The sequence below is a fragment of the Pseudomonas sp. AP42 genome, assembly GCF_001728935.1.
GTDB lineage: Bacteria > Pseudomonadota > Gammaproteobacteria > Pseudomonadales > Pseudomonadaceae > Aquipseudomonas > Aquipseudomonas lactis.
In genome coordinates this window covers 1-21,511 of the sequence record NZ_LYSO01000024.1, presented here as the reverse complement: position 1 = coordinate 21,511, position 21,511 = coordinate 1, and the positions used below count along the sequence as shown (strand labels likewise).

Here is a 21,511-nt window from a genome sequence, read left to right as displayed (position 1 = left end):
GCTTGCACGGACCGCCCACGAGGCGTCGATCAGATGCCGGCTTCAAGGTACCTCAACTGATTGTGCGGGACGCTTACGCCGATGGTTTAAGTACGACTTTGGTCCAACCGTCGGCCCGCGCATCAAATTGCTTGTACGCTTCCGGACCTTCAGACAACTTCAATCTGTGCGAAATGATCTGCGATGGCTTGGCACGGTCATGATGAATCAGTTCGGCCAGGCGACGGTTGTACGCTTTGACGTTAGCCTGACCAGTACGGATCTGCTGACCCTTGAACCAGAAAGAACCGAAGTCGAAAGCCATTTTGCCTTCTTTCGCCAAGTCGGTTGCGGCGTTCGGATCCTGCGGCACGAAGACACCCACGACACCAATACCGCCGGTTGGCTTGGTGGAGGCGACCAGGTTATTCATAGTCTCGTGATTCGCTTCATGACCATGCTTGTCGCAGCATTGATAACCCACGCACTCGCAGCCACGGTCAGTGCCTCTGCCGTTAGTCAGATTAAGGATCTGCTCCACGGCTTGCGTTTGTGCGGTGTTGATCGGCGTCGCGCCCAGCTTGGCCGCCAGTGCCAAACGGTCTGGATGGCTGTCGACAACAAATACCTGCGACGCGCCTTTGATCATCGCTGCATGAGCTGCCATCAGGCCAACGGGACCTGCACCGTAGATGGCGATGCTCTCACCCGGTAACAGCCCGGACAATTCAGTCGCGTGCCAGCCGGTAGGTAGAATGTCCGAGAGCATAACGTAATCGTCTTCTTTTTCCTTGGCGTCTTCAGGGAGCACCAGGCAATTAAAGTCCGCATAAGGCACGCGCAGCAGTTCAGCCTGGCCGCCCTGGTAAGGGCCCATGTCCGCAAAACCGTAGGCACCACCCGCACTGCCGGGGTTAACGGTCAGGCAGTAGCCAGTCAGGCCCCGTTCGCAGTTTTCGCAGAAACCACAACCGATGTTGAACGGCAGACAGACCATATCGCCCACTTTCACGCGATCAACTGCTGCACCAACCTCGATGACTTCACCCATGTTCTCATGGCCCAGGATTCTGCCAGTTTCAAAGCTGGTGCGCCCTTCGTACATGTGCAAGTCAGAGCCGCAAATATTGGTCGTGGTAATTCTGACCAGTACATCAGTTGCTTTTTCAATCTTTGCATCGGGAACGTTTTGAATGCTGACGTCGTGAGGCCCGTTATAAATAATGGCTTTCATTAGCAGTGCTCCTGAAGGTTTAATGCGTGGTGCGATTTATAAGCACCTGAGTTAGTGTCTGGCTAAAGGGAGATGGTTCAAATAATTTTTTGTCGAAATCGATGGATAAACAGCGTGGGAAAAGGCTCTGCTCTACTGGTTATAGCCTGTCTGTCTATGAATTCAAACGTAAGCGCTCCATGAACCCCGAGACCTCAAAATCGGCTGCGTGCTTGGCTGGGCGATTCTGGTGTGCAGCTCTACGGCAGCAGGGCTTCCTAATCTTCAACCGATGTCGCCGTTGGCAGCCGTCGAGTGCGTGGCGTAGCTATGCATAGGCTCGCCGTTGGGTTTATCGTCTCGGCCAAGCTGTAAAGTTGGGCAATGACCATCGCGCTTTTGGGGGCTCAGGTCATGGTCTGATTCCTTCATATCTGCCCCCTTGGTCACACGTCCCGTTGTGCTGACTTAAGAATGCCAATATTGGTCATTCTAATGGCGCAAAAATGCCAGGGTTTGGGTCTTTCAGTGGCCTATAGGTGCCACTCGTGCCCCCGGTGTCAGGGTAGTTGTCGTGTCCCCCGCTTTTTAAAAGCATTCCGGGGGCGGCAAGAGTATGGTCATGCCTTTCTATTCAGAAGAACGTAAAGCTGCGCTGCTGAAAATGATGCTTCCGCCCCTGAGCCTTTCGGCGGCGGAGGTCGCGCGCCGTGAAGGTTGCAGCGATATGTCTCTCCATTATTGGCGCAAGCAAGCTGCTGCCAGAGGTACGCCATTGTCCGAAGCCAAGCAACCTGTCGACAATTGGTCGGCCGAATCCAAGCTGGCTGTCATTATCGAGGCTTCAGCCCTATCGGAGCTGGAGTTGGGCGAGTATTGCCGACGCAAGGGGATATTTCCCGAGCAAATTACTGATTGGCGCAACGCCTTTATTGCCAGCAGTAGTCAGCACACAAAGGTCAAAAATGTAGTCGTCGGCCAGTCGAAGAATGATAAAAATCGAATCCGCGAGCTTGAGCGTGAGTTGCGTCGCAAGGATGCGGCGTTGGCCGAAACCGCGGCTTTGCTGGTGCTGCGAAAAAAGCTCAATGCCTACTGGGGGAGCGACGACGAGGACAGCTGACCTTGTTGCCAGAACGGTATCTACTCGTCGGTTGGCTCAATGAAGCCATCGCAGCGGGCGCCCGCAGGGCGCCTGCTTGTTTGGAAGTCGGCATTTCGCTACGAACGCTGCAGCGCTGGAGTGTGGCGCAGGAAATTCTGGCAGATGGACGTACTACAACGGTCAGGCCAACGCCGAAAAATGCTTTGAGCGAGCTGGAGCGACAGAACATCGTGACGCTGTGCAATAGCAAGGCCTACGCCCATCTGCCGCCAAGTCAGATCGTGCCACAGCTGGCTGACGAGGGCTGTTACATGGCCTCCAGAGGCCACTTTTTATCGGGTATTACATGCCGCAGGTCAGCAGCAACATCGCTCACGGGCCAAACGACCGCATCGTCATGAAGCGCCTACCACCTATGCGGCCACAGCCGCCAACCAGGTGTGGTTGTGGGATATTACGTACTTGCCGTCGCCGGTTCGAGGGAAGTTTTACTACCTGTACCTGATCGAGGATATCTACAGCCGCAAGGCTGTCGGCTGGGAGGTTTACAAAGCTGAGAGCGGTGAAAAAGCAGCAGCGTTACTGCAACGAAGCGTGACTCAAGAGCAGTGTTGGCGCCAACCACTGGTGCTTCACTCAGATAACGGCGCTCCTATGAAGTCAGTGACGCTGCTGACCAAGATGTACGACCTGGGCATCACGCCTTCACGTGGGCGACCGCGTGTCAGCAATGACAACCCGTACTCCGAATCGCTGTTCAGGACGTTGAAGTACTGCCCGAAGTGGCCGCAGGATGGGTTTGGCAGCCTGGAGGACGCGCGTATCTGGGTCAGAAACTTTATGGTCTGGTATAACACCGTGCATCGTCATAGCAAAATCCGCTTCGTGACACCGGCTCAACGTCACGAGGGGAAAGACCGGGAGATCCTGGCCCGGCGCGATATGATTTACGGGCAGGCCCGGGAAAAAAAACCGGAACGATGGTCAGGTGAGACACGTAACTGGAACCCGATCGGGACGGTGTACCTGAACCCCGAGAGGGAGCTGAAAGTGGTCGTAAAGGTCGCTTAGCACGACGGTGGACGCGACAACTACCTTGAAAAACGCCGGACTGCGCTCCCCCTTAGTCCCATCTTCATCTTTTTCAGTTGCAGAAAACACCCAGTTGCGGGTGCCCTGGGACTTGAAATATTTCTTCTTGACCCAGCGCTTTCCCTTGTTCGGATGCCGTCTTAATGCCCATTGCCACAGCATTGACCAGACTATTGAATCAACTCGATTGAAGGTTGCCTTAGCGACTACGTGACAGTGATAATTGACCCATCCCCGTAATATGGGATTAAGCAGTCTTATCAAATTTGCCTGTTTAGACGTCTTGTTGGCCTTGATGACTTCCCGGATTTTTCCTAAGTGCCCTTTGACATTTGCTTTCGACGGCTTAATCAGTAGCCTGCCGTTGTACTTGCGGAAGTTCCATCCGAGAAAGTCAAACCCCTCCCCGATATGCGTTATTTTGGTTTTTTCAGGCGACAGGTCGAGCCCACGTTCCGCCAAAAATTCCACCACGACGGGCTTCACCTCCAGCTCCAGCCATTCCTTCGAGCTGCCGGTAATAATGAAGTCGTCCGCATACCGTACCATGTTCATTTTCAAGCCTTTTCCTTTTCGTTTCACTGTCGGGAACTTCTCCGCCAGTCTCCTTTCGAGGCCATCCAATGTCATGTTCATTGCCACCGGTGAAATGAGTCCTCCTTGCGGAGTTCCGGCATCGGTAGGGAAGAGCTCGTTCTGATAAACGTATCCCGCCTTGAGCCACTTCCTAAAAACCACCATATCCGTAGGGATGTTGGCGGCCATCCAGTCGTGACTGATCTCGTCAAAACAGCCTCTAATATCGGCTTCCAGCACCCACTGCGCACTCGCGGTTTGCGCCAGAACAGTAAAACATTGCTCTCCAGCGTCAGCGGTTGAGCGTTTTGGCCTGAATCCATAGGAATTCAGGTCTGCAGTGGTTTCCGCGATAGGCTCCAGAGCTAGCAGATGTAATGCTTGCATGGCGCGGCACTTCATCACGGGTATGCCGAGAGGCCTCGTCTTTTTGCTGTTTTTCTTCGGAATCATTACCCTCCGAAGCGGAAGAGTCGAATAATCCCGCCTCTTCAATGACGCGATCGCATTGGTCTTTGCCGCCGGTGTTTTCCAAGTGACCTTGTCAACTCCGGGGGTGTTCTTGCCTTTGTTTTCAGACACCCGTTTAACGGCTAGTGCTTTGCCGCAAAATGAGTGGGTCAACAGCCACTGCAAGGCTTTCGCCTTATTGTGTCTGCCGGCCTGTACAGCCTTCACCATACGGGTCTGCAGCCGCCTTACCTGACGCTGGACTTCGAGCCAATTGATGCCGTCCCAGGCCACGCCGGAGGGTGCACAAGCTCGAGATGCAGCCTTCATTTGCTTTCCTTCCGCTAAGGTGGTTCTACAGATTCTCTGGTGAAGAAAGACCATAAGGAAGTGGGCCCGCTTTCGCGTGGGATGATGTTTCAACCCCTATCCGCCCCGCTACAGGGCGGCATTCGCTTTGTCCTCATTCCTGTTTCCGCACCGCCATAAGTAGACCTTACGGTCCGCTGTCCCACATGGGAGCGATACGGAGTTTCCACGTTCCGCCTGCTGAAGTGTGTCGGGTTAGGTGCCCGCTATTGACCGGAAGGTATATGGGTCACGAAGGCGCAGGAAAAAGGCGCTCTTCCCACCTCCATTGCCGTTTGGCTCAAGCGTGTTAGCCATTTCCGCTTGTTAGAATTCACGATCTTTAACGCGGGTTCAAATGTTTTCACCATACCAACTACCTAGCACTCATCCAGTTTATGGCTACCAGAAAGGTACGCATCTCACGATTGGTACCCCACGCCTTCCGGCGCTTCGTTGCATTGTCCGGGCCGCTCTTGATTCAGGCCCGTAGGTTCACCCGGTGACACGGACGGTTCCCTCCACTTAAGTGGGAACAACTTCTGCAAGCGACTTCGTGTCGCACTTTTCAGAATTCTGCGGGCTCCCCTAAAGGCGCTATCGCCGTACCGGACAAGCCACATCAATCGTTTTGGCGACTACGCCCTGGACCTCGATCGGAAGATCAAACCGATTGATTACAAAATTCAGTTTTAGCTTTTAAATCATAAGCTTAATTGCATTTTGGCGAATTTGGCGCGAATCCCGGCCAACCCTCGTCATGCCATCGGCATCTGGCGCGCCCTTGTTGCTGACTACGCGGTGATAGGCACGCTTGAGGTTGGCGGGTGCAAGCACCCGCTCCATCAGCGTGTCCGGCTCCGCGTTCGTCCACGTCACAGACGCCGTCGATACCTGTGCGCTGTCAGCCGTCATCCTCGGATTCAGTCCGGGATTCGGAGTAACAGTCTTCTCTGGGAGAAATTTCTGCATTTCGGTATTCGACGAGACTCTGACGCCTACTGGCGCGGCCCTTGGTGGCAGAGTTACTTGCCACTTACCACGGCCTCGGCTGACTTCTGCACGCTCATCCCGTCGCCTCGCGGCGCTCGGTAGCACACTGGCAAACGTGCAGATCTCCAAGGGTAATTCGCGCGACCTTCCTGCTTATGCCTGTCGGATATACGTCGTAGCGTTCCGTGCAAGTATTGGGCTTTGATGATTATGGCCATCTCACCCCGCTACGCAGCCTCATCCGCTTCCTGTTCGTCAGGCCAGCATTTTGCCTAAGGCTTCCTTCAGATTCGCAGTCGCCCGCGACACCCTTGCCTTCGGCTAACACTTCCCCTTGCCGGGTGTGTAGAGGACTTCCACCTCCAAGTCATCCAACTCATCACCATAATGAGCTGAACAGCGCCAGTCACGGCGCTACGCGTCATGCCTGGCGCACCATGAAAAAGCCCGATGAAATCACCGGGCTTTACTGGTTTACACCTTGCTTAGTGCCGCCTTCACATCATCCGGCGTCATGTGCAATTTGCGTAAACGTACACCTACCGCGTTGTAAATGGCATTGGCAATGGCTGGGGCCACCGGCGTTACGGCAGGCTCACCCAAGCCGGACGGTGCTGCCTTGCTGGATATAAACTCGATTTTGATCTCTGGTGGCGTCTGCAACATACGCAGCGGCGTATAGGTATCAAAGTTGGAGTCTTTGAATTTACCTTTCACCAACTCGCTGCCTTCAAACAACGCCATCGATAGCCCCCATAGTGCCGCGCCCTGACACTGGGCTTCGGCCCCATCGGGATCGACGATAATACCGGCATCCACGACGATATAGAGCTTCTGTACATCGACCAGGCCAGTGACTTTATCGACATGCACCTGCACGGCACAGGCAACCCAGGTGGGCATCTCCCTTTCCTGGCCAAAGATCGAGGCAATACCCAACCCTGTATCTGTCGGCTGCTGCGTCCCCCAGCCAATCATGGCAGCGGCCTTTTTCAACACGGCAGCCTGACGGGAAGCACCACCAATGGCTATCGGACCACTGCCGGCATTGCGACCTTCGGCAGTCAACAAATCCAGGCGAAATACCAGCGGATCCTTGCCGACTTGGTGGGCCGCTTCGTCCATAAAGCTTTCCACAGCCCAGCCGGTCCAGCCGGCGCTTACCGAGCGCAGCCAGCCAGGACGGAACGAAGCGTTGGCCAGGTCGTTGGATACCGCGCGAACCCTCTGTGCGCCCACCGTGTACCAGTGATCGGCACCGGCGATGGCGAAGGGGTCGAACGGTTGGCCATTGATACCTTTGGGCATAAAGACCGGGACCATCACTTGCGTGGGCCAGCCCGCCGTCGCGTGGGGTTCCGTGGCAATCACGCGCTTGTCCGCATCGAACGCCATCTTCAACTGCTGCACCGATGCGGAACGCGGGCTATCGAACTGCATATCCTGTGAACGGCTCATGACCATTTTTACCGGTTTGCCACCCAGCGCCTTCGACGCCAGCGCCGCCGGAATGGTGTAGTCATCGTTAAGGCGACGGCCGAAACCACCACCCAGCATGTAGGCGCGGATAGTGACCTGTTCTTCTTTCACACCCAGCGCGGTGGCCAGCACCGGCGTGATCAGGGACTGCCATTGGCAACCGGAATGGATCTCCCTATTCTCGTCGAGCGGCTGGGATCCCAGCTGGAGCATTTCAATCCCAACCAGTTCATCACCATGTACCTAGTGGATGCCATGGATGGATTTCAGTTTGAAGCCTTCCTGGTTGAGATCTTCCAGACCATTGGATACGACGTTAAGGAGACCAAGAAGACGGCTGACCAAGGTGCAGATCTTTTCGTTACCCGGTCACGAGAGCACCAATTGCATGAAAAATGTGAGACCTTTGAGATTTTGGCTCGCTGCATGACGCTTAGGAAAAGTCGCCTTTTGACCCGGCATACCTCGGCCCGTAGCGAGTAAATCAACAATGAGTGGCAACCTTCGGCTTGTAACAAATACGGATCCGTTGACCTAGGCACCGAAACGAATCGTTCTGAGTGTGGCTTTTCAGCATAGGGCCTGGACTCTGGCGTTGATCAAAGATGCCGATTCGTTCTCAGACTGAGGAATGACAAATGAAGCTAAATTTGGAAGGCCTACCGCCAATCTAAGGGAGGTGATTGTCATCGAAGACGATGCGACTTTGCGCTCGTTGATGAAAGATATCGTGGTGGAGCTGGGCGCAAGCGCAGTGGTGTTTGAAACGGCGGACGAGGCGTTAACCTATCTGTTGCAGGCACATGGTCAGTGTAGACTTGTGATTGCAGATCATAGGGTGCTAGGGCAAATTCAAGGTACTGAATTTTATCGAGATGATCAAAGGAAGGTGGCCTAGTATTTCTGCCATTCTGACATCAGGATATCTGATAGACCCGGCGACGATACCGGCAACGGCCATCTATCTACATAAGCCTTGGTCGATGGAAGATCTGATAGGCGCTATCGCATTTATGTTGCACCCCGTTTGACTATTCCCAGGCCTTGAATGTGGTTAGCTGCTTCTGGTCGGTTTCGTCTGTAAGACGGAGCCACCGGAAATCCATCGATTAGTTGATCGCACCATTATTTGTACTGAGCATCTGCCCAGATCCCGCGACACACGTTCCCTCAGCTTGCCGCCAGACCTGCAGCGCCGGTATTCAACGCGCCTGAAAGACTACCACCTATAATCGTAGCGCATATTTTACCGCAGCTTAGCGACACGATACGTCGACAGCTAGTCGGACGCGGCATGGCTTCGGCCCACGCGTCACCCTTACTCCGTCTCAAGTCGCTTTTTGGTGACGATCCGCAACGGTAACATAAACGGAACTTGCCCTGATACGTTCGCCGTCCTAGCTCAGCACCTGAACGCCCCCGAAAAAGAGCTCGTGACGACTTTTGCTTACACCTACTCGTCCGCTATGCGCACCTCTTAGCTTCTCACCCCACCATCCAGAGAAGAGCGCATGAGATTTAAAAATAAGGTCAGATAGAAAAAATAGTGGCCAAATGCCCTGATAGCCGCAACGGAGAAAATGGTCTAAAACGGTGATGGGACGATTTTTTGGATCACCGCTTGATACTAAGCTCGACCCGTATCATTTAGACCTAATTATCTGCGTCTGGGGAACACGGAAGCTTATGACCAGTAACTTTCATATTGACTACAAGCTCCATGGGAAACCCAAGTCTTTCATCATCCGCAGCAAAACGATGCAGAATGCAGACGCTTGGCATTGGGCAAGCTGCGATGCGGGCATCACCCCGATACCAAAGCCAGGAAAGGCGCCGTTGAAAATGATATCCAAGCCTCTGGCCGAGAGATACGGCATAACTGATGTGAGCTGGCGGGCGAGCTAAGCTTCCAGTCTGGCTACTCAAGAGCGCAGATTACAGATTCCGGCAGCGACGGGCTCCTCTCCCAAGCCAGACTACACGCTCCATCTTTGTTCGCTGCAACCTGAGCTGCGAAAACAAAATGTCACGTAGTAAACATGGCGGCAACCGCTTTACCTGCCCACTTCCGGCGCAAAACCTACAGCTTGTCCGTCGCTGCATTTAGAATGGGTAGAACTCACTTTGACCTTTTTCGACAACAAGGGACTGATCAACGTGAATCCAGAACATGAACGGCAATTTTTGATCGGAGGCGGCAAAAGTGGTGAGCTTATCCGCCGTCACGATTGGTCTGCTACCTCGATAGGCATTCCAGAACGTTGGCCTAGTGCGCTTCGTAACGCCCTCGGACTCATGCTCAGCTCTTGCGATAGCATGTATCTTGTCTGGGGGCCTAAGCTGTTATTTTTTTGTAATGATGCGTATCGTGCTGCTCAGGAAATGCGGTTACAGGATCTCGTAGGAACACCATTCCCCGTTTCAATGGAGAATGTATGGAGCTCGGTTCAGGACTCAATGGCGGAAGCGCTTGCGGGCCGCGCTAACCGAATGACAGATACTCCCAGCATCACAGTCAGGGGTGGCGCAGAGATAACCACTTGGTGGAGCTATTCGTTCTCACCTATCCGGGACGACGCCGGATCCATCAAAGGCGTCCTCTGTTTTGCCAAAGACACCACTGATCACGTTAGAGCCACTCTTGCTCTTATGGATAGTGAGCAAAGGCTTGATGCACTGATCAGATCGTCCTCTGAGGTGCGCTTCTCTATTAGCGCCGATTGGAGCCAACTGCATCAGCTGACCGGTGGCGATTTCATTCGCAATACCGACGACACGAACTCTAAATGGCTCGAGAAATATATTCCGGCCGATGCGCGGGATGCCGTGCGCACAGAATACGAACGCGCGATTCAAACCCGAACGACCTACCATATAGAGCATCCGGTCAATCAAGTAGACGGAACGGTCGGCTGGGCGCATGTGCGTGCCGTGCCGTTGATCGATCAGCACGGCGCCATCACCGGATGGTTGGGCGCGGCCTCCAATATTACTGACCGTAAACGTGCAGAAGCGGCGCTACTAGAAAATGAAGCACAGCTTCGAATTCTCAATTCTAACTTAGAAAATATAATTACCGAAAGGACAGCAAAGCTACGTTTGTTCAGAGACGTCATTGAAGCTAACGCGGTTCCAACTTGCGTATTTGATACTAATTTCCGCCAGGTTGCGTTTAACCGTGCGCATCTCGACGTATTTGAACGGTTACATGGAGTGCGACCCAAGGATGGAGAGGTTTTACCGGATATGATGTCCCCGGTACAAGGAGCCAGCCTCCATGCGCATATGGCCCGTGCTTTGAACGGAGAGACTTTTCGCGTGATTGCTGAATTTGGCGAAAAAGGGATTAACCAACGTAGCTTCGACTTTTCTTATACACCCCTCTTGGATTCAACAGGAAGGGTGATCGGCGCATTTTATTTTGCGCACGACGTAACTGACGAGATCAAATCCAGGGTTGAGCTTGAAGCTGTTCAATCAGCCCTGCGGCAAGCGCAAAAGCTCGAAGCCGTGGGACAACTTACTGGCGGCGTGGCCCACGACTTCAATAATCTTCTCACGGTAATAAAATCCTGCAGTGACTTGCTTAAGCGTCCCACAATTTCTGAAGATAAGCGCCAACGGTACGCCGATGCTATTTCCAGTACGGTCGACCGCGCCTCAAGACTTACCGGACAGCTTCTGGCATTCGCAAGGCGACAAACATTGAAACCGGAGGTGTTCGCCGCAGGTGAAAGCATCCAAGGTTTAGGAGACATGCTCGAAACTCTATCAGGCAGTACGATCGCGATCGTGATGGAAATATCAGAAAAACCATGTTTCATTTTTGCAGATGCTAATCAGTTTGATACTGCGCTTGTGAATTTAGTACTTAACGCTCGTGATGCGATGGGCGGATTAGGTAAAATTTGTATTCGCGTAGAATCCGTCGACCATATTCCCGCAGACGGACGACAGCCGGTTTTAACTGGTCACTATGTTGTTGTATCAGTCACCGATACCGGTAGCGGGATCTCTTCAGATATTTTGGAGACTATATTTGAGCCTTTTTTTACCACAAAAGAGCAAGGAAAAGGCACTGGCTTGGGCTTATCTCAAGTCTTTGGGTTCGCCAAGCAGTCAGGGGGGGAAATTTTGGTGGAAAGTCAGGTTGGCGAAGGTACTACTTTCAGGCTTTTTCTTCCACGCGTGGACGCGCAAACAGATGTGCAGTTAGACAGAACTTCTGAACCCGCAAGCCTGAACGCAAACCATGGAACGTGCATCCTCCTGGTTGAGGACAATCCCGACGTAGGTGCATTTTGCCTCAATATTCTTTCAGAACTTGGCTTCCGGCCCGTCTTGGCATCGAATGCTGAGACGGCTTTAGAGCAATTGGCCGGCTGTGAGAATCGCTTCGCGATTGTACTGACTGATGTCGTCATGCCAGGGATGAATGGGATAGATTTAGCCAAGGCGATTCGAAAATTTTATCCGCTTTTACCTGTCGTACTTACGTCTGGCTACAGCGATATTCTTGCCCAAGAGGGGAGCTTTGGATTTGAGGTTTTGCGAAAACCTTATTCAATAGATGAGCTTTCATCCGTTCTAGTTAGTGCGCTGCGCCACGTCACTAACCAATACAAAGAATAAATTAGTCATTTTTCACGACCGGCTTCCGACGCCGATTGTAGGTCAGTATTTACCTACATCCTCAAGACGGAGTCACGCCATCTCCTTTGTATGAGTAGTATTATGCGTCTTCGTCCCGGTGGCACGCCCAACGGGACTTACCCGAATGATTATTGAAAAATGATGCTGAAAATGTAGGCGCTGAAGTTCAATCATCGCCCTCATTGTTTTGTTTCGGTGTTTCATTATCTGTTTCCGGTTCCTTCGATGGACGAGTCGGCGGTATTGAGTGGACGACTTATGGGTATGGCAGTGCCGTCGCTGTAGCGGGTTTTGCGAGCCAGCAGTCATCAGTACAGCACTAGAGGCCTTGGAACGGAATGCGTTCTATGCTAACTGCCCCCGCTGAAAATGCTAATCGGCGCATGCAATCAAGTCTCACAGGCCCCTCGCTGAAGCTCACAAAATGGGTTTGCCACCGGTTACCCCGTAGCGTTCGCCTGAGATATAACTGCCCTCATCTGACGCAAGCAGGACATAGATCGCCGCGACCTCGACAGGTTGCCCTAGACGACCTAGAGGGGTTGTTGATCCGAAATTTTACACCGACTCTTCGGACATTGTGGACACAATCATGGGTGTCCAAACTGGCCCGGGGGGACGCTATTAACACGAATACCACGCTTGCCAAGCATCTGGGCAAGACTAGCGGTGAAGTGCGCGATGGCGCCTTTTGTGATGGCATACGCCAACAGGCTGGGACTTGGTGCGTCGGAATTGACGGAACTGGCGATGATGATGGAACTGCTGGCTGCGATGTTGGGTAGCGCGGCGTTGCAGATGCGAAACATCGCCGTGACATTGACGTCGAACGTCTTTAACCATTCTTCGTCAGGTATCTCTTCCAACGTTTCATGAGTCATCTGAAATGCTGCATTGTTAACCAAGATATCGATGCGCCCGAACTCCGTCACGGTGCCGTTCACGACCCCGGCACAATTCGTAAGGGTCGCCAGTTCTCCCGGCATAGAATGCATTGACGTCCAGCGTCTTCTACCCTGCGTGCGGTTTCCTTTGCATCCTCGTGTTCATCCAGATAGGCAATAGCAACGTCAGCCCCTTCACGCGCAAAGGCGTGGCGACTGCGCGCCCAATACCGCTATCACCACCGGTAATCAACGCGATTTTATTGCCAAGTCGGCCTGATCCTCGATAGCTATTCTCTCCGCAATCGGGGTACGGTTCCATTCTGCTTTGGTCACCGGGAATAGGTTGTTGCTGAGGTTTGAAGGGTGGCACGGGATAACTGTTCATTGAAATCCTCCTGCCATCGTTTGACCGAGCCAACGCCATGAATGAGCAGCCTGCCATTCATTGAATGCACTTCAACATCGCATCAATTGGTTATCGAAAAATCTGATCCTGAGTTCTTGTTATGAAGACGCAGACGGTTCGAGCTTGACTTTGATCCAGCCCGATTGGTGTTTATCGAATGATTTGAAGGCGGAAATCGCATCCGTCAGCGGTTCGGTCTGGGTGAGGATTTTTGCAGGATCAACTCGTCCTGCGAGCGTCATCTCGATGAGCTTGGGGATGTATTTTCGGTGATGACAATTGCCCATATTGATGCGGACGTTTTTGTTCATCGCAGCGCCGATTGGGAAAACGTCAAACCCGGCAGGATATACCCCGATAATCGATATCGTACCCGCCTTGGCCACAGCTTCTACGGCCCATTGCAGCGCTTGGGAGGGCTCATCGCCAGGCTGCCACTGCGCAGTCTCGTGCACCTCGCCATGGTGAGCATGATTGGCATCAATACCGACCGCATCAATAACCCGATCGACGCCGATGTCGGCGGTCAGACGAGCGATGGTTTTGACCGGGTCTTCCTTTTCAAAATTGATGCATTCGGCACCAAGCTCCTGTGCACGAGCGAGTCGGTCGTCAAAGCAATCAACGGCGAACACCCTGCCGGCGCCCATCAGCTTGGCGCTGACAATTGCAAAAAGCCCCACCGGGCCGCAACCGAATACAGCAACGGTATCGCCATCTTTGATCCCAGCCATTTCAGCGCCAAACCAAGCTGTCGGAAAAATGTCCGACATTGCAATCGCCTGGTCATCGGTGATCTCATCTGGGAGCTTGATCAAACCTATATGGGCGAAAGGAATGCGGGCTTTCTCTGCTTGGAGGTCATCGAACGGGTCAGTGTTTTTAGGGACGCCAAAAAAGGAGGTACCTGCTGTTTTGCCATTGGGATTCGCAATATCACATTGGGCAAAATATCCAGCACGACAATACGAGCAGTTACCGCAGGCGATGGTCGAAGGGATCAAGACCCTGTCACCTATTTTTAGATTGCGCACGTCTGCCCCAAGCGTTTCGACGATACCTACGCCTTCGTGGCAAGGATGGTGCCTGTTTGCATGTCCGGAGCACTTCCCCGGATAAAATGCAGATCCGTTCCGCAAATTGCCGACGCGGTAATTTTTACGATGGCATCCGTGGGTGACTGGATTGTTGGCTCTGGGACTTCATCCAGCCTGATGTCCCCCACGCCATGGAATACGACAGCTTTCATCTTCTCACCTCGTCATATCTATAAAGTACGTAGGAAGGTGGAGAAAAAATCTGTGCGCAAGGTTTCATTGAGAGTCAAATTTACGGACAGACGGAGGAAGGGTATTAATGCAGACAACTGAATCGCGGTACTGAGTCAGCCCAATACCCAAACCAGTCAGACACCAATCCTTCCGTCACTTGAGCAAACATCATGTCTCGGCTCAGTCCTCGCTGCCGGGCGGCGCTTATGATCGCAGGAGGCTTGTTCGATGAGCGATGGCCATGACTGCCATCATATGAGTTCGCTCTGTTGAGAACTATATGTAAATATTTGTCTATTTATCGGTTCGCAGATCTATCGAAATTTGTTTGGCGAGCCACCATTTCACTCCGAAGTTCGCCGATCAAATTTGCTATCGCACGACTTGAAGAAAGTCTTGTCACTGAGATTCCCGTGGCCAATAACTCTACGCGACCCGAAGAAGCCTCAAAAACTCTCACCATAAGCGAGCCGTCCGAATTCAAGGTGCAGGTGCAAGAGAGCGGCAGGAACCCACACTCAATTATATGGCGGAGTTCAAGTGTGGATATCATCAGGTTTTTCGTCCTTGGAAGTAAGCCATTTATGGATGTTTTGCGGTCTGCGGCTTGACGTCACTTCGCATCGTCGTGACCGAAGAAAGTTGGATCAAGCACCAACGCGCGTAGTGGCTGCAGACGCTTCTCGGCTGCATCAGCTTGTTTGAGGCAATCGGCGGCATCGTGAGATGCGCCGACGACGGTCGCCTGGTCGGACATCTGACGCAGTAGCAAAATCCTCTCTTCCACGGCTCTCAAGGTATCCCAAAGTCCGATATCAATGGCGGCATTGACTTCACAAATGAGCGACTTCATAGAAAAAGCATGTCCCGTGTGGCAGCGAAATCTAACGATGGAACCCTCTTCGATTTGCACCAGCACGCCATGACAATCCGGACAGGTGAATTGAGACACTTTACCGAGCCCCATTACGCCTGCTTCGAGACCGTTGCCTTTCAAGGAAATGGTATTTTCGATCTCGTGAGGTGTTTGCCCATTATGAGGCAAACGGTCAGCGCGACTTCCGACCGTTTCAGCGATCTGCTGAGCGATGGTCGCAATCGAACCTATCAGATCGATCTGGACGTGTTGGATTGCGCTCTCAGGCATGGAGCTGAGCATGGCTTGCGACGGATCCTGAACGAAGGTCATACCGCCTCGATCTTTTACGGCCCAAAGACCCGCAGTGCCGTCATCTAGAGCACCTGACAAGATCATGCCCATGACCCTGGCGCCGTAACTGGCCGCCGCTGAGCGGAACAATACGTCGACCGCAGGCCGGACGCGACACTCCTTTGGCCCGCGCGTCAGTCGTATGCCTTCATGCATCAGCATTAGGTGACGATCAGCAACGGCGACATAGACGGTACCCGGCTGGATGCGCTCGCCGTCTCGCGCTGCAACCACTCGCATGCTGGTCGATCTGGAAAGAATTTTGTGAAGCACGCTGGGCTCGTATGCAGGGATATGCAGTACCACGAGAAACGCAGCGGGCACATGAGAAGGCAAATTTTCAAACAGCGAAATGAGTGCCTGCACGCCTCCTGCCGAGGCACCAATGACCACGACGTTTCGTACGTCAACATCCAGCCCATCCGTCACGTCTACCTCCATAGTCTCGCATTCACTGTAGACGCTTTTCTCGCAGAGCGGGCGACCCCCTCTGTTTGGCTGCTCATATGACAAGAGCTTTAAAGCTAGAGCAGGCCAATGATGGCTAGATGCCTCGATAGCGAAAACGGTTGGAAGTGCCTACAACTGTGCGTCCTATTTCCCTGCGTAATCGGAGGCGTCGTGTCCCATCTGATGGATTTGCCCTTAGTTCACAACTACCGAGGGAGAAATTTTATTGTGAAATTCGGTTGGCAAAAACCTAACGATCAGATCCCAGCAGCGGCCCGAGTGGTTATTGAAGGTGACATCAAGGGTCTGGGAGAAATTGCTTTTGAATTGGCAGGGCCTTGGGACGATTACCAACAGGCTGCGTCTGAAGCAATTAGGGCCGCCGAAGACTGGCTTGATCAGCACCAACGGGGAGCCTGATTCCCGGAAGACAACCGGTACAGCAGCTAATCGGGGACGATCAGGCCTCAAGCAACCTCAGTCGCGCCGCTGAGAATTTCGGCCTGCTATTCATTTGACGCAGCCGGGGCGATGAGAGCTTGGTTCAGCCCGACTTTTGACAATCGACGGATTCGTGAACACGATTTCTTCGCGACTCAGAACAAAGTAGTCAGTCGCCAGCGGGATGAACCTTTCCACTAAAGACGCTAAAGCCATAGGTGTTGTACAAAAGAGTCACCGGTATCAAAACCGCGAATCCGACCAACATGAAAACTTGACTGCTCGGACTGGAAGCGGCGGCTTGCAGGGTCAACTGCGGTGGAACGATTAGTGGAAACAACGCCATCGAGCTATATCAACGGCGCCGAGCTATTCGCCGACGGGGGCGCATCCCAGGTCTAGTCGGGCACCGAGCAGCCACGTGATGGTAATAACAAACTATGCCAGCCGATCAATCTGCATTTATGGAGTCATCCCATGAGCAATTTCGTTGGTTCGACAATAGATCATATGGGTATCGGTGTTTGTGACATCTCGCATGCTCAAGCCTTCTATGAATCAATGCTTAGACCATTAGGGATTACATTGGTGATGAGCAATAAGCAAGATTCTCAACGTTCGAAGTCTCGCCGACTGGGGTTCGGTTCTGGAACAAAGCCATTTCTCTGGTTGCATGACGCGGTCGTTCCCAGTCACGGGGCGCACGTAGCACTCATTGCGCAGAGCCGTGAGGCGGTCAATGCTTTCCATGCGGCTGGCATAGCTGCTGGCGGACAAGACAATGGAGCGCCGGGCATTAGGCCTCATTACCACGCCAATTATTACGCAGCTTATGTGCTGACACCTGACGGGGTGAATATAGAAGCTGTTTGCCAAGTAACAACTTGATATTGAAATTCACATCAGCTCCATCCGGGAGCTGCTACGACAATTACTCTATGTGCTGTCCCCTGATCCCATTCATCCGGGCCGGGGGAACAGTAGAAAAGATCCAGAAGCGTTTTCGCCAGCTGATGACTCATCTATGGTCTTTTGCCGCGTTGGCTGAGAGCAGCCTGTTGTGGCCGCCGTCCGCTTCAGCCGCCGGTTGCAATCCCTTAAATGAATCCCTCCAACATATCCAAGCTGGAGCTAGCAAGCCTACGCCACGTGCCTCTCAGTAGGCTTGAGGCCGATGGCGACTCGCCTTGCACATCCCACACCCTAAGCCAAAGCGCGGGTCATCGATTCGCCTGGCCGGGAATCGAAGGCCTCTTCATGAAGAGGCATGCCGCTTGCCGCATATACCCCGATGAACATCTGCGTATTTCCCGTGGGCGAAAGCCTCACCTGGACATCGATGAAGGTGCCGTCGTCCAACGTCTCGTCGTGTGTCCGATGGTGAAACGTCGGATCAGCCCATTGCCAGAATACGCCCCCTCGAATTCGCATGCCCAGCCCTCCTACACTTTAGTCATGGATGTTAGAGAACTAACCATAGCGCAGAGACGCGATGGCGCAACGGACTGCTTCAAAATCGACTCCTATATCGGAAAATTGTCCGCGACTCCTGTACAAGGCTAGAGATCCTGCATAGGTTCTCAAGTCTGCCTTTCTATTTTGATCGAGAGTATGAGAGTTTTATGCCAGATGCTTCGGCAGAAGGATTAAGCGCCGCCCTCGTAGATTTTCCGATGCCCATGATGTGGAGCACTTCGACCCCTCGGATCAGCAGGTAGTCCGCGACTATTCGACGATGGCATCGCCACCAAACCGCCTCGGAGCACATGATGGCGCAGCGCTTGGTGTCGCTCAGCTCCAACAATTGGCGCAACCCTTCCTCAAATTCGTCCGAGAGAGCGTAGTCAGCGTAATTATGGAAGCTTCGATTGTCCCAGAACGCATTGACCTCATCCTGGACGGTTTTAGATTTCTTGCGTAATCCACCTAGAGCTGCAATCTGGTAATGCAAGATGTCGGATTGGGCCAGTAGCTCTGGCAGGACATCCAGGTTGTACTGGGGATTCGTTCGGGAGCGTGGCACAGTCCGAATGTCCACCACAGCGTTCACATCAAAGCTCTGCAGCATCTGGACGAAGACGTCAATTGGCTTAGTCGAATGACCCACTGTGAAAATTACCTTGCTCATCCCCTCGTCCTCAATGGTCAGAAACTGAAATGCATCAGCCCGATCGTCTTCGATGATCGCGCATGAAATCTCGGTGTTGTAGGCTAAACGGTGCCGCTTTTCCCTAGCGTACTCGCCTGCGATCTTCGATCATCTCCCTCGCTCAGCGTTCGATTTCGTACAATCCGCCAACTGAGAGCAATGCCTGTCCGGCCGGTTGGCTTTGGTCAAGCTACCAACCAGGGGTCTACATTTGCTGCAAGATCGGCAACGTTGATTCCTGTGACTAAACGTGGCTACTTCAGTTCAATATCTCCAAAAGACCGGCGTCAAGCACCAATACTGTGAGAATTTCCAACCGGCCCAAGAGCATCCCAATCGTCAAAAGCCACTTTGCAGTATCCGGCAGTAATGAGAAATTACCTGGAGGGACAATGATGTCGCCGAGGCCCGGCCCAACGTTGCACACAGCAGTTGCTGCGCCACTCAAAGCCGTCGTCCAATCGAGTCCAATGAGAGCAAGGCCTAAGGCGATTGCTGCAATCGTGACGGTGAAGAAAAAGCAAAACGTCAAAAGCGAGCGGACAATCTCCTCGTCTATAGAATTACCGTCGTACTTCTTTTGAATCAGATGGATAAGTTGTTTTAGGCTGCTCAACAGCAGGGTTCCTGCCACCTGAAAACGAAAGATTTTGAGGCCACCAGCTGTAGAGCCTGAACATCCCCCAACAACCGTCAGGTAAAACAAAGCAGAACGGCAAAACTGCCCCACAGTGTGTAGTCACCCAATGCAACGCTGTGGTGGTCACGACAGAGGTCACGTTAATGGCGACGATACGTACGGAGTCCCACCAATTGTAGTCACTGCTAAAGCTCAACCAGGTACCAACAACTAGCCAAGTAATCACGAGAAAACTGATGAATCCTCGTACCTGTTGATCTTTTATCGACGCGCTCCTATGGCCACGCAATGTCGCGACATACAGCGTGAACGGTAGGCTGCCCAAAATCATGACGATCACCGCCGTCCAATGAATAGCCGGTTGCGGCCAGTGAGCCAGCGATGCATCTGATGTCAAGTACCCACCTGTAGAGATCAACGACATCGCATGATCGATGGCCTCAAACGGCGTCATACCTGCTAACCAAAGGGCCAAGACCACTCCACGAGTCAGCCCAAGGTATATCCATAGGATATACATGGCAGCCACATGGGAACGGGCGTTACTTTCCCTGACCCGTCTGAAGACTCAATCTCAAACAGACGCATGCCGCCCACTCGCAGAAGTGGAAGGATGGAAGGATCGCCAGGGCCATACTGATAAAGCCAATACCACCCAACCAATGAAGCATTGAGCGCCATATCAGCAAACCAGAGGAGGAAGTGTCTAAACCGGCGAGGATGGTAGAGCACGTTGTAGTGATGCCCGACATCGTTTCGAAAAACGCGTCGGTGTAGCTGATATGGTGGACGAATACCATCGGTAAAGCGGCAACGGAGCAGACGACAACCCAACTGGCGGTCGCCAGAATGTACATGTCTCAGGTCTAAGCTGCGGCGTCTCTGGCCGTCCCCGCACAATGAGCATGAGTCCAGAAATCAACGTGATCAGGCTAGACCAGAGGAGGACAGAGAGCTCGCCGCTTCGCTCATAAACGACTAGCGTAATCATGGGAGATCGCCATGCTTACGGCCAACGTGATCAGGAAAAACCCAAGAAAAAACCAATGAGCCGCATTGCCGCGATGGACATGAAAGAAGCTTGTTAACGAAATCGCACTGTATCGTGTGGGCAACCCTCACCCCCTGCAAATTTTCCGTAGAAATTCTACAAAAAAACTTAACGCAGACTGAGATATGACATTAGCGGCAATGCCTGATCGACAAGAAATCCTACAGATGCGGAATCTATTAAATTCGAAGCTCACTAAAAGATGTGTGGGCCATAGCGGTCAAATAATTGCTTTAGAATCATCACAGCACGAATGCTAAGGCTTTAGGTAAGCGAGCTGTCATTTTTCTGACTGAATTCTCGTGCTAAGCCCCACCACACATCAGTTATGCCGAGTTTTTCCGTTTGTGTTTTAGCTTGGCACATAGGCCTAAAAGCGGTCTCGGTCACTGAATCTACTCCTGCATGGAGAGCGGCGAAATGACATGCATCACTGTCGCAGAGATGAGCCATCTGCATGAAAAACCTTTTACGCTGGGCGTTGAATCGGTAGCGGATTTCGAAAACCTTTATGTGCTTCATCAATGGCCTCCATTCTCAAGTACAACAACATTTTCGAAAGCGTAGTACCGCCATGACCGCGTCAGAGCTTACCCGACTGGCGGCATGTTGTTTTCCGGTAGGAAAGCGGGCGCTGAGATGTGCCACGACTTTCGGGGCGCAAAGGCGTAGGCTCAAAGAATCCAACCCTACGTTTTGAGTCTGAAATGCCTAATTTAATGAGTCAAATCAGATTACGCGTGCCAGCGGGCTCAACAATCGCGAGTCACCTTAATCATGACTTGATCGAACACCTTCCCGTGGGGGTGTACCTTTGTGATCAGCTCGGCGTGTTGGTTGCCTACAATCGTAAAGCTGCAGAAATTTGGGGGCAAAATCGTATGCGTCCGGGCATCACGCCTTGCGTGATTAAACCGGCTGCCACTTATGCGGAAGCAGCTGCTCGATTTCACTCGCCCGCTGCGTCGGCAGGCGCGTGAGAACATCCTTTAAATAGGCATACGGATCATGACCATTCAGCCGCGCAGACTGGATCAAGCTCATGATCGCCGCCGCCCGTTTTCCGCTGCGTAGCGACCCGGCGAAGAGCCAGTTCTTGCGCCCAAGAGCCCACGGTC

Annotated in this window: 14 protein-coding genes and 7 pseudogenes; 7 read left to right on the top strand and 14 right to left on the bottom strand. The window is 52.8% G+C overall.

The window, feature by feature from the left end:
• Positions 1–73: 73 nt before the first annotated feature.
• Positions 74–1,213: a glutathione-independent formaldehyde dehydrogenase gene (locus A7K61_RS11820; RefSeq protein ID WP_069557589.1), complete on the bottom strand. Its 1,140-nt coding sequence runs from the start codon at positions 1,211–1,213 to the stop codon at positions 74–76.
• 601 nt (positions 1,214–1,814) lie between these two features.
• Between A7K61_RS11820 and A7K61_RS31285 the strand changes: the two are divergent.
• Positions 1,815–3,368 (top strand): annotated as a pseudogene (locus A7K61_RS31285) (IS3 family transposase).
• Here A7K61_RS31285 and ltrA read toward each other — a convergent pair.
• The 3 genes and pseudogenes from ltrA to A7K61_RS11800 all read right to left on the bottom strand — a co-directional run bounded on the left by ltrA (position 3,282) and on the right by A7K61_RS11800 (position 7,448).
• Entirely contained in the window at positions 3,282–4,745 is a 1,464-nt protein-coding gene (ltrA, locus tag A7K61_RS11810; protein ID WP_083263081.1) for a group II intron reverse transcriptase/maturase, read from the bottom strand. The pseudogene A7K61_RS31285 and the gene ltrA sit on opposite strands and share 87 nt — an antisense overlap.
• Before the next feature lie 774 nt (positions 4,746–5,519).
• A pseudogene (locus A7K61_RS11805) lies at positions 5,520–5,735 on the bottom strand (group II intron reverse transcriptase/maturase); the annotation flags it as partial.
• Between the two features lie 495 nt (positions 5,736–6,230).
• A complete protein-coding gene (locus A7K61_RS11800; protein ID WP_213554580.1) occupies positions 6,231–7,448 on the bottom strand; it encodes a xanthine dehydrogenase family protein molybdopterin-binding subunit in 1,218 nt (405 codons plus the stop codon).
• Between A7K61_RS11800 and A7K61_RS31280 the strand changes: the two are divergent.
• From A7K61_RS31280 to A7K61_RS11785, 4 genes and pseudogenes are all read left to right on the top strand, one after another.
• Positions 7,410–7,604 (top strand): annotated as a pseudogene (locus tag A7K61_RS31280) (restriction endonuclease); the annotation flags it as partial. The gene A7K61_RS11800 and the pseudogene A7K61_RS31280 overlap by 39 nt on opposite strands.
• Before the next feature lie 262 nt (positions 7,605–7,866).
• A complete protein-coding gene (locus A7K61_RS11790; protein WP_256557791.1) occupies positions 7,867–8,133 on the top strand; it encodes a hypothetical protein in 267 nt (88 codons plus the stop codon).
• 788 nt (positions 8,134–8,921) lie between these two features.
• Entirely contained in the window at positions 8,922–9,140 is a 219-nt protein-coding gene (locus A7K61_RS33685; protein ID WP_083263080.1) for a DUF6555 family protein, read from the top strand.
• A gap of 219 nt (positions 9,141–9,359) precedes the next feature.
• The gene (locus A7K61_RS11785; RefSeq protein WP_083263079.1) at positions 9,360–11,867 is read left to right on the top strand and encodes a PAS domain-containing protein; all 2,508 of its coding nucleotides are present in this window, start codon (positions 9,360–9,362) and stop codon (positions 11,865–11,867) included.
• Positions 11,868–12,305: 438 nt separating this feature from the next.
• Here A7K61_RS11785 and A7K61_RS11780 read toward each other — a convergent pair.
• From A7K61_RS11780 to A7K61_RS11770, 4 genes and pseudogenes are all read right to left on the bottom strand, one after another.
• A pseudogene (locus tag A7K61_RS11780) lies at positions 12,306–13,160 on the bottom strand (SDR family oxidoreductase).
• A 119-nt stretch (positions 13,161–13,279) separates the two neighbouring features.
• A pseudogene (locus A7K61_RS11775) lies at positions 13,280–14,430 on the bottom strand (zinc-dependent alcohol dehydrogenase).
• A gap of 320 nt (positions 14,431–14,750) precedes the next feature.
• Positions 14,751–15,005: a DUF1652 domain-containing protein gene (locus A7K61_RS31270; protein ID WP_083263078.1), complete on the bottom strand. Its 255-nt coding sequence runs from the start codon at positions 15,003–15,005 to the stop codon at positions 14,751–14,753.
• Positions 15,006–15,065: 60 nt separating this feature from the next.
• On the bottom strand, positions 15,066–16,091 hold the full coding sequence (locus A7K61_RS11770) for a chemotaxis protein CheB (protein ID WP_256557790.1): 1,026 nt from the start codon (positions 16,089–16,091) through the stop codon (positions 15,066–15,068).
• 192 nt (positions 16,092–16,283) lie between these two features.
• On the opposite strand from A7K61_RS11770, the gene A7K61_RS11765 reads away from it, so the two are divergent.
• Positions 16,284–16,532, top strand: coding sequence for a hypothetical protein (locus tag A7K61_RS11765; RefSeq protein WP_069557634.1), 249 nt, complete (start codon positions 16,284–16,286; stop codon positions 16,530–16,532).
• A 190-nt stretch (positions 16,533–16,722) separates the two neighbouring features.
• On the opposite strand, the gene A7K61_RS32390 is transcribed toward A7K61_RS11765, so the two are convergent.
• Positions 16,723–16,899 carry a cytochrome d ubiquinol oxidase subunit II gene (locus A7K61_RS32390; protein WP_256557789.1) on the bottom strand — a complete coding sequence of 59 codons (177 nt, stop codon included), beginning with the start codon at positions 16,897–16,899 and terminating at the stop codon, positions 16,723–16,725.
• A gap of 131 nt (positions 16,900–17,030) precedes the next feature.
• Here A7K61_RS32390 and A7K61_RS31265 point away from each other — a divergent pair, with 131 nt between their 5' ends.
• A complete protein-coding gene (locus A7K61_RS31265) occupies positions 17,031–17,441 on the top strand; it encodes a VOC family protein (protein ID WP_083263077.1) in 411 nt (136 codons plus the stop codon).
• A 252-nt stretch (positions 17,442–17,693) separates the two neighbouring features.
• Here A7K61_RS31265 and A7K61_RS33680 read toward each other — a convergent pair.
• The 5 genes and pseudogenes from A7K61_RS33680 to A7K61_RS11740 all read right to left on the bottom strand — a co-directional run.
• Positions 17,694–17,984 (bottom strand): annotated as a pseudogene (locus A7K61_RS33680) (hypothetical protein).
• Between the two features lie 163 nt (positions 17,985–18,147).
• Positions 18,148–18,681, bottom strand: coding sequence for a DUF488 family protein (locus A7K61_RS11755; RefSeq protein ID WP_069557583.1), 534 nt, complete (start codon positions 18,679–18,681; stop codon positions 18,148–18,150).
• Positions 18,682–18,966: 285 nt separating this feature from the next.
• Positions 18,967–20,414, bottom strand: a pseudogene (locus tag A7K61_RS11750) (TrkH family potassium uptake protein).
• A 243-nt stretch (positions 20,415–20,657) separates the two neighbouring features.
• Complete coding sequence (locus tag A7K61_RS11745; protein WP_069557582.1) at positions 20,658–20,915, bottom strand: DUF6555 family protein; 258 nt, start codon at positions 20,913–20,915, stop codon at positions 20,658–20,660.
• 387 nt (positions 20,916–21,302) lie between these two features.
• A partial coding sequence (locus A7K61_RS11740; protein ID WP_139129481.1) for a transposase domain-containing protein occupies positions 21,303–21,511 on the bottom strand: 209 nt, incomplete at its 5' end.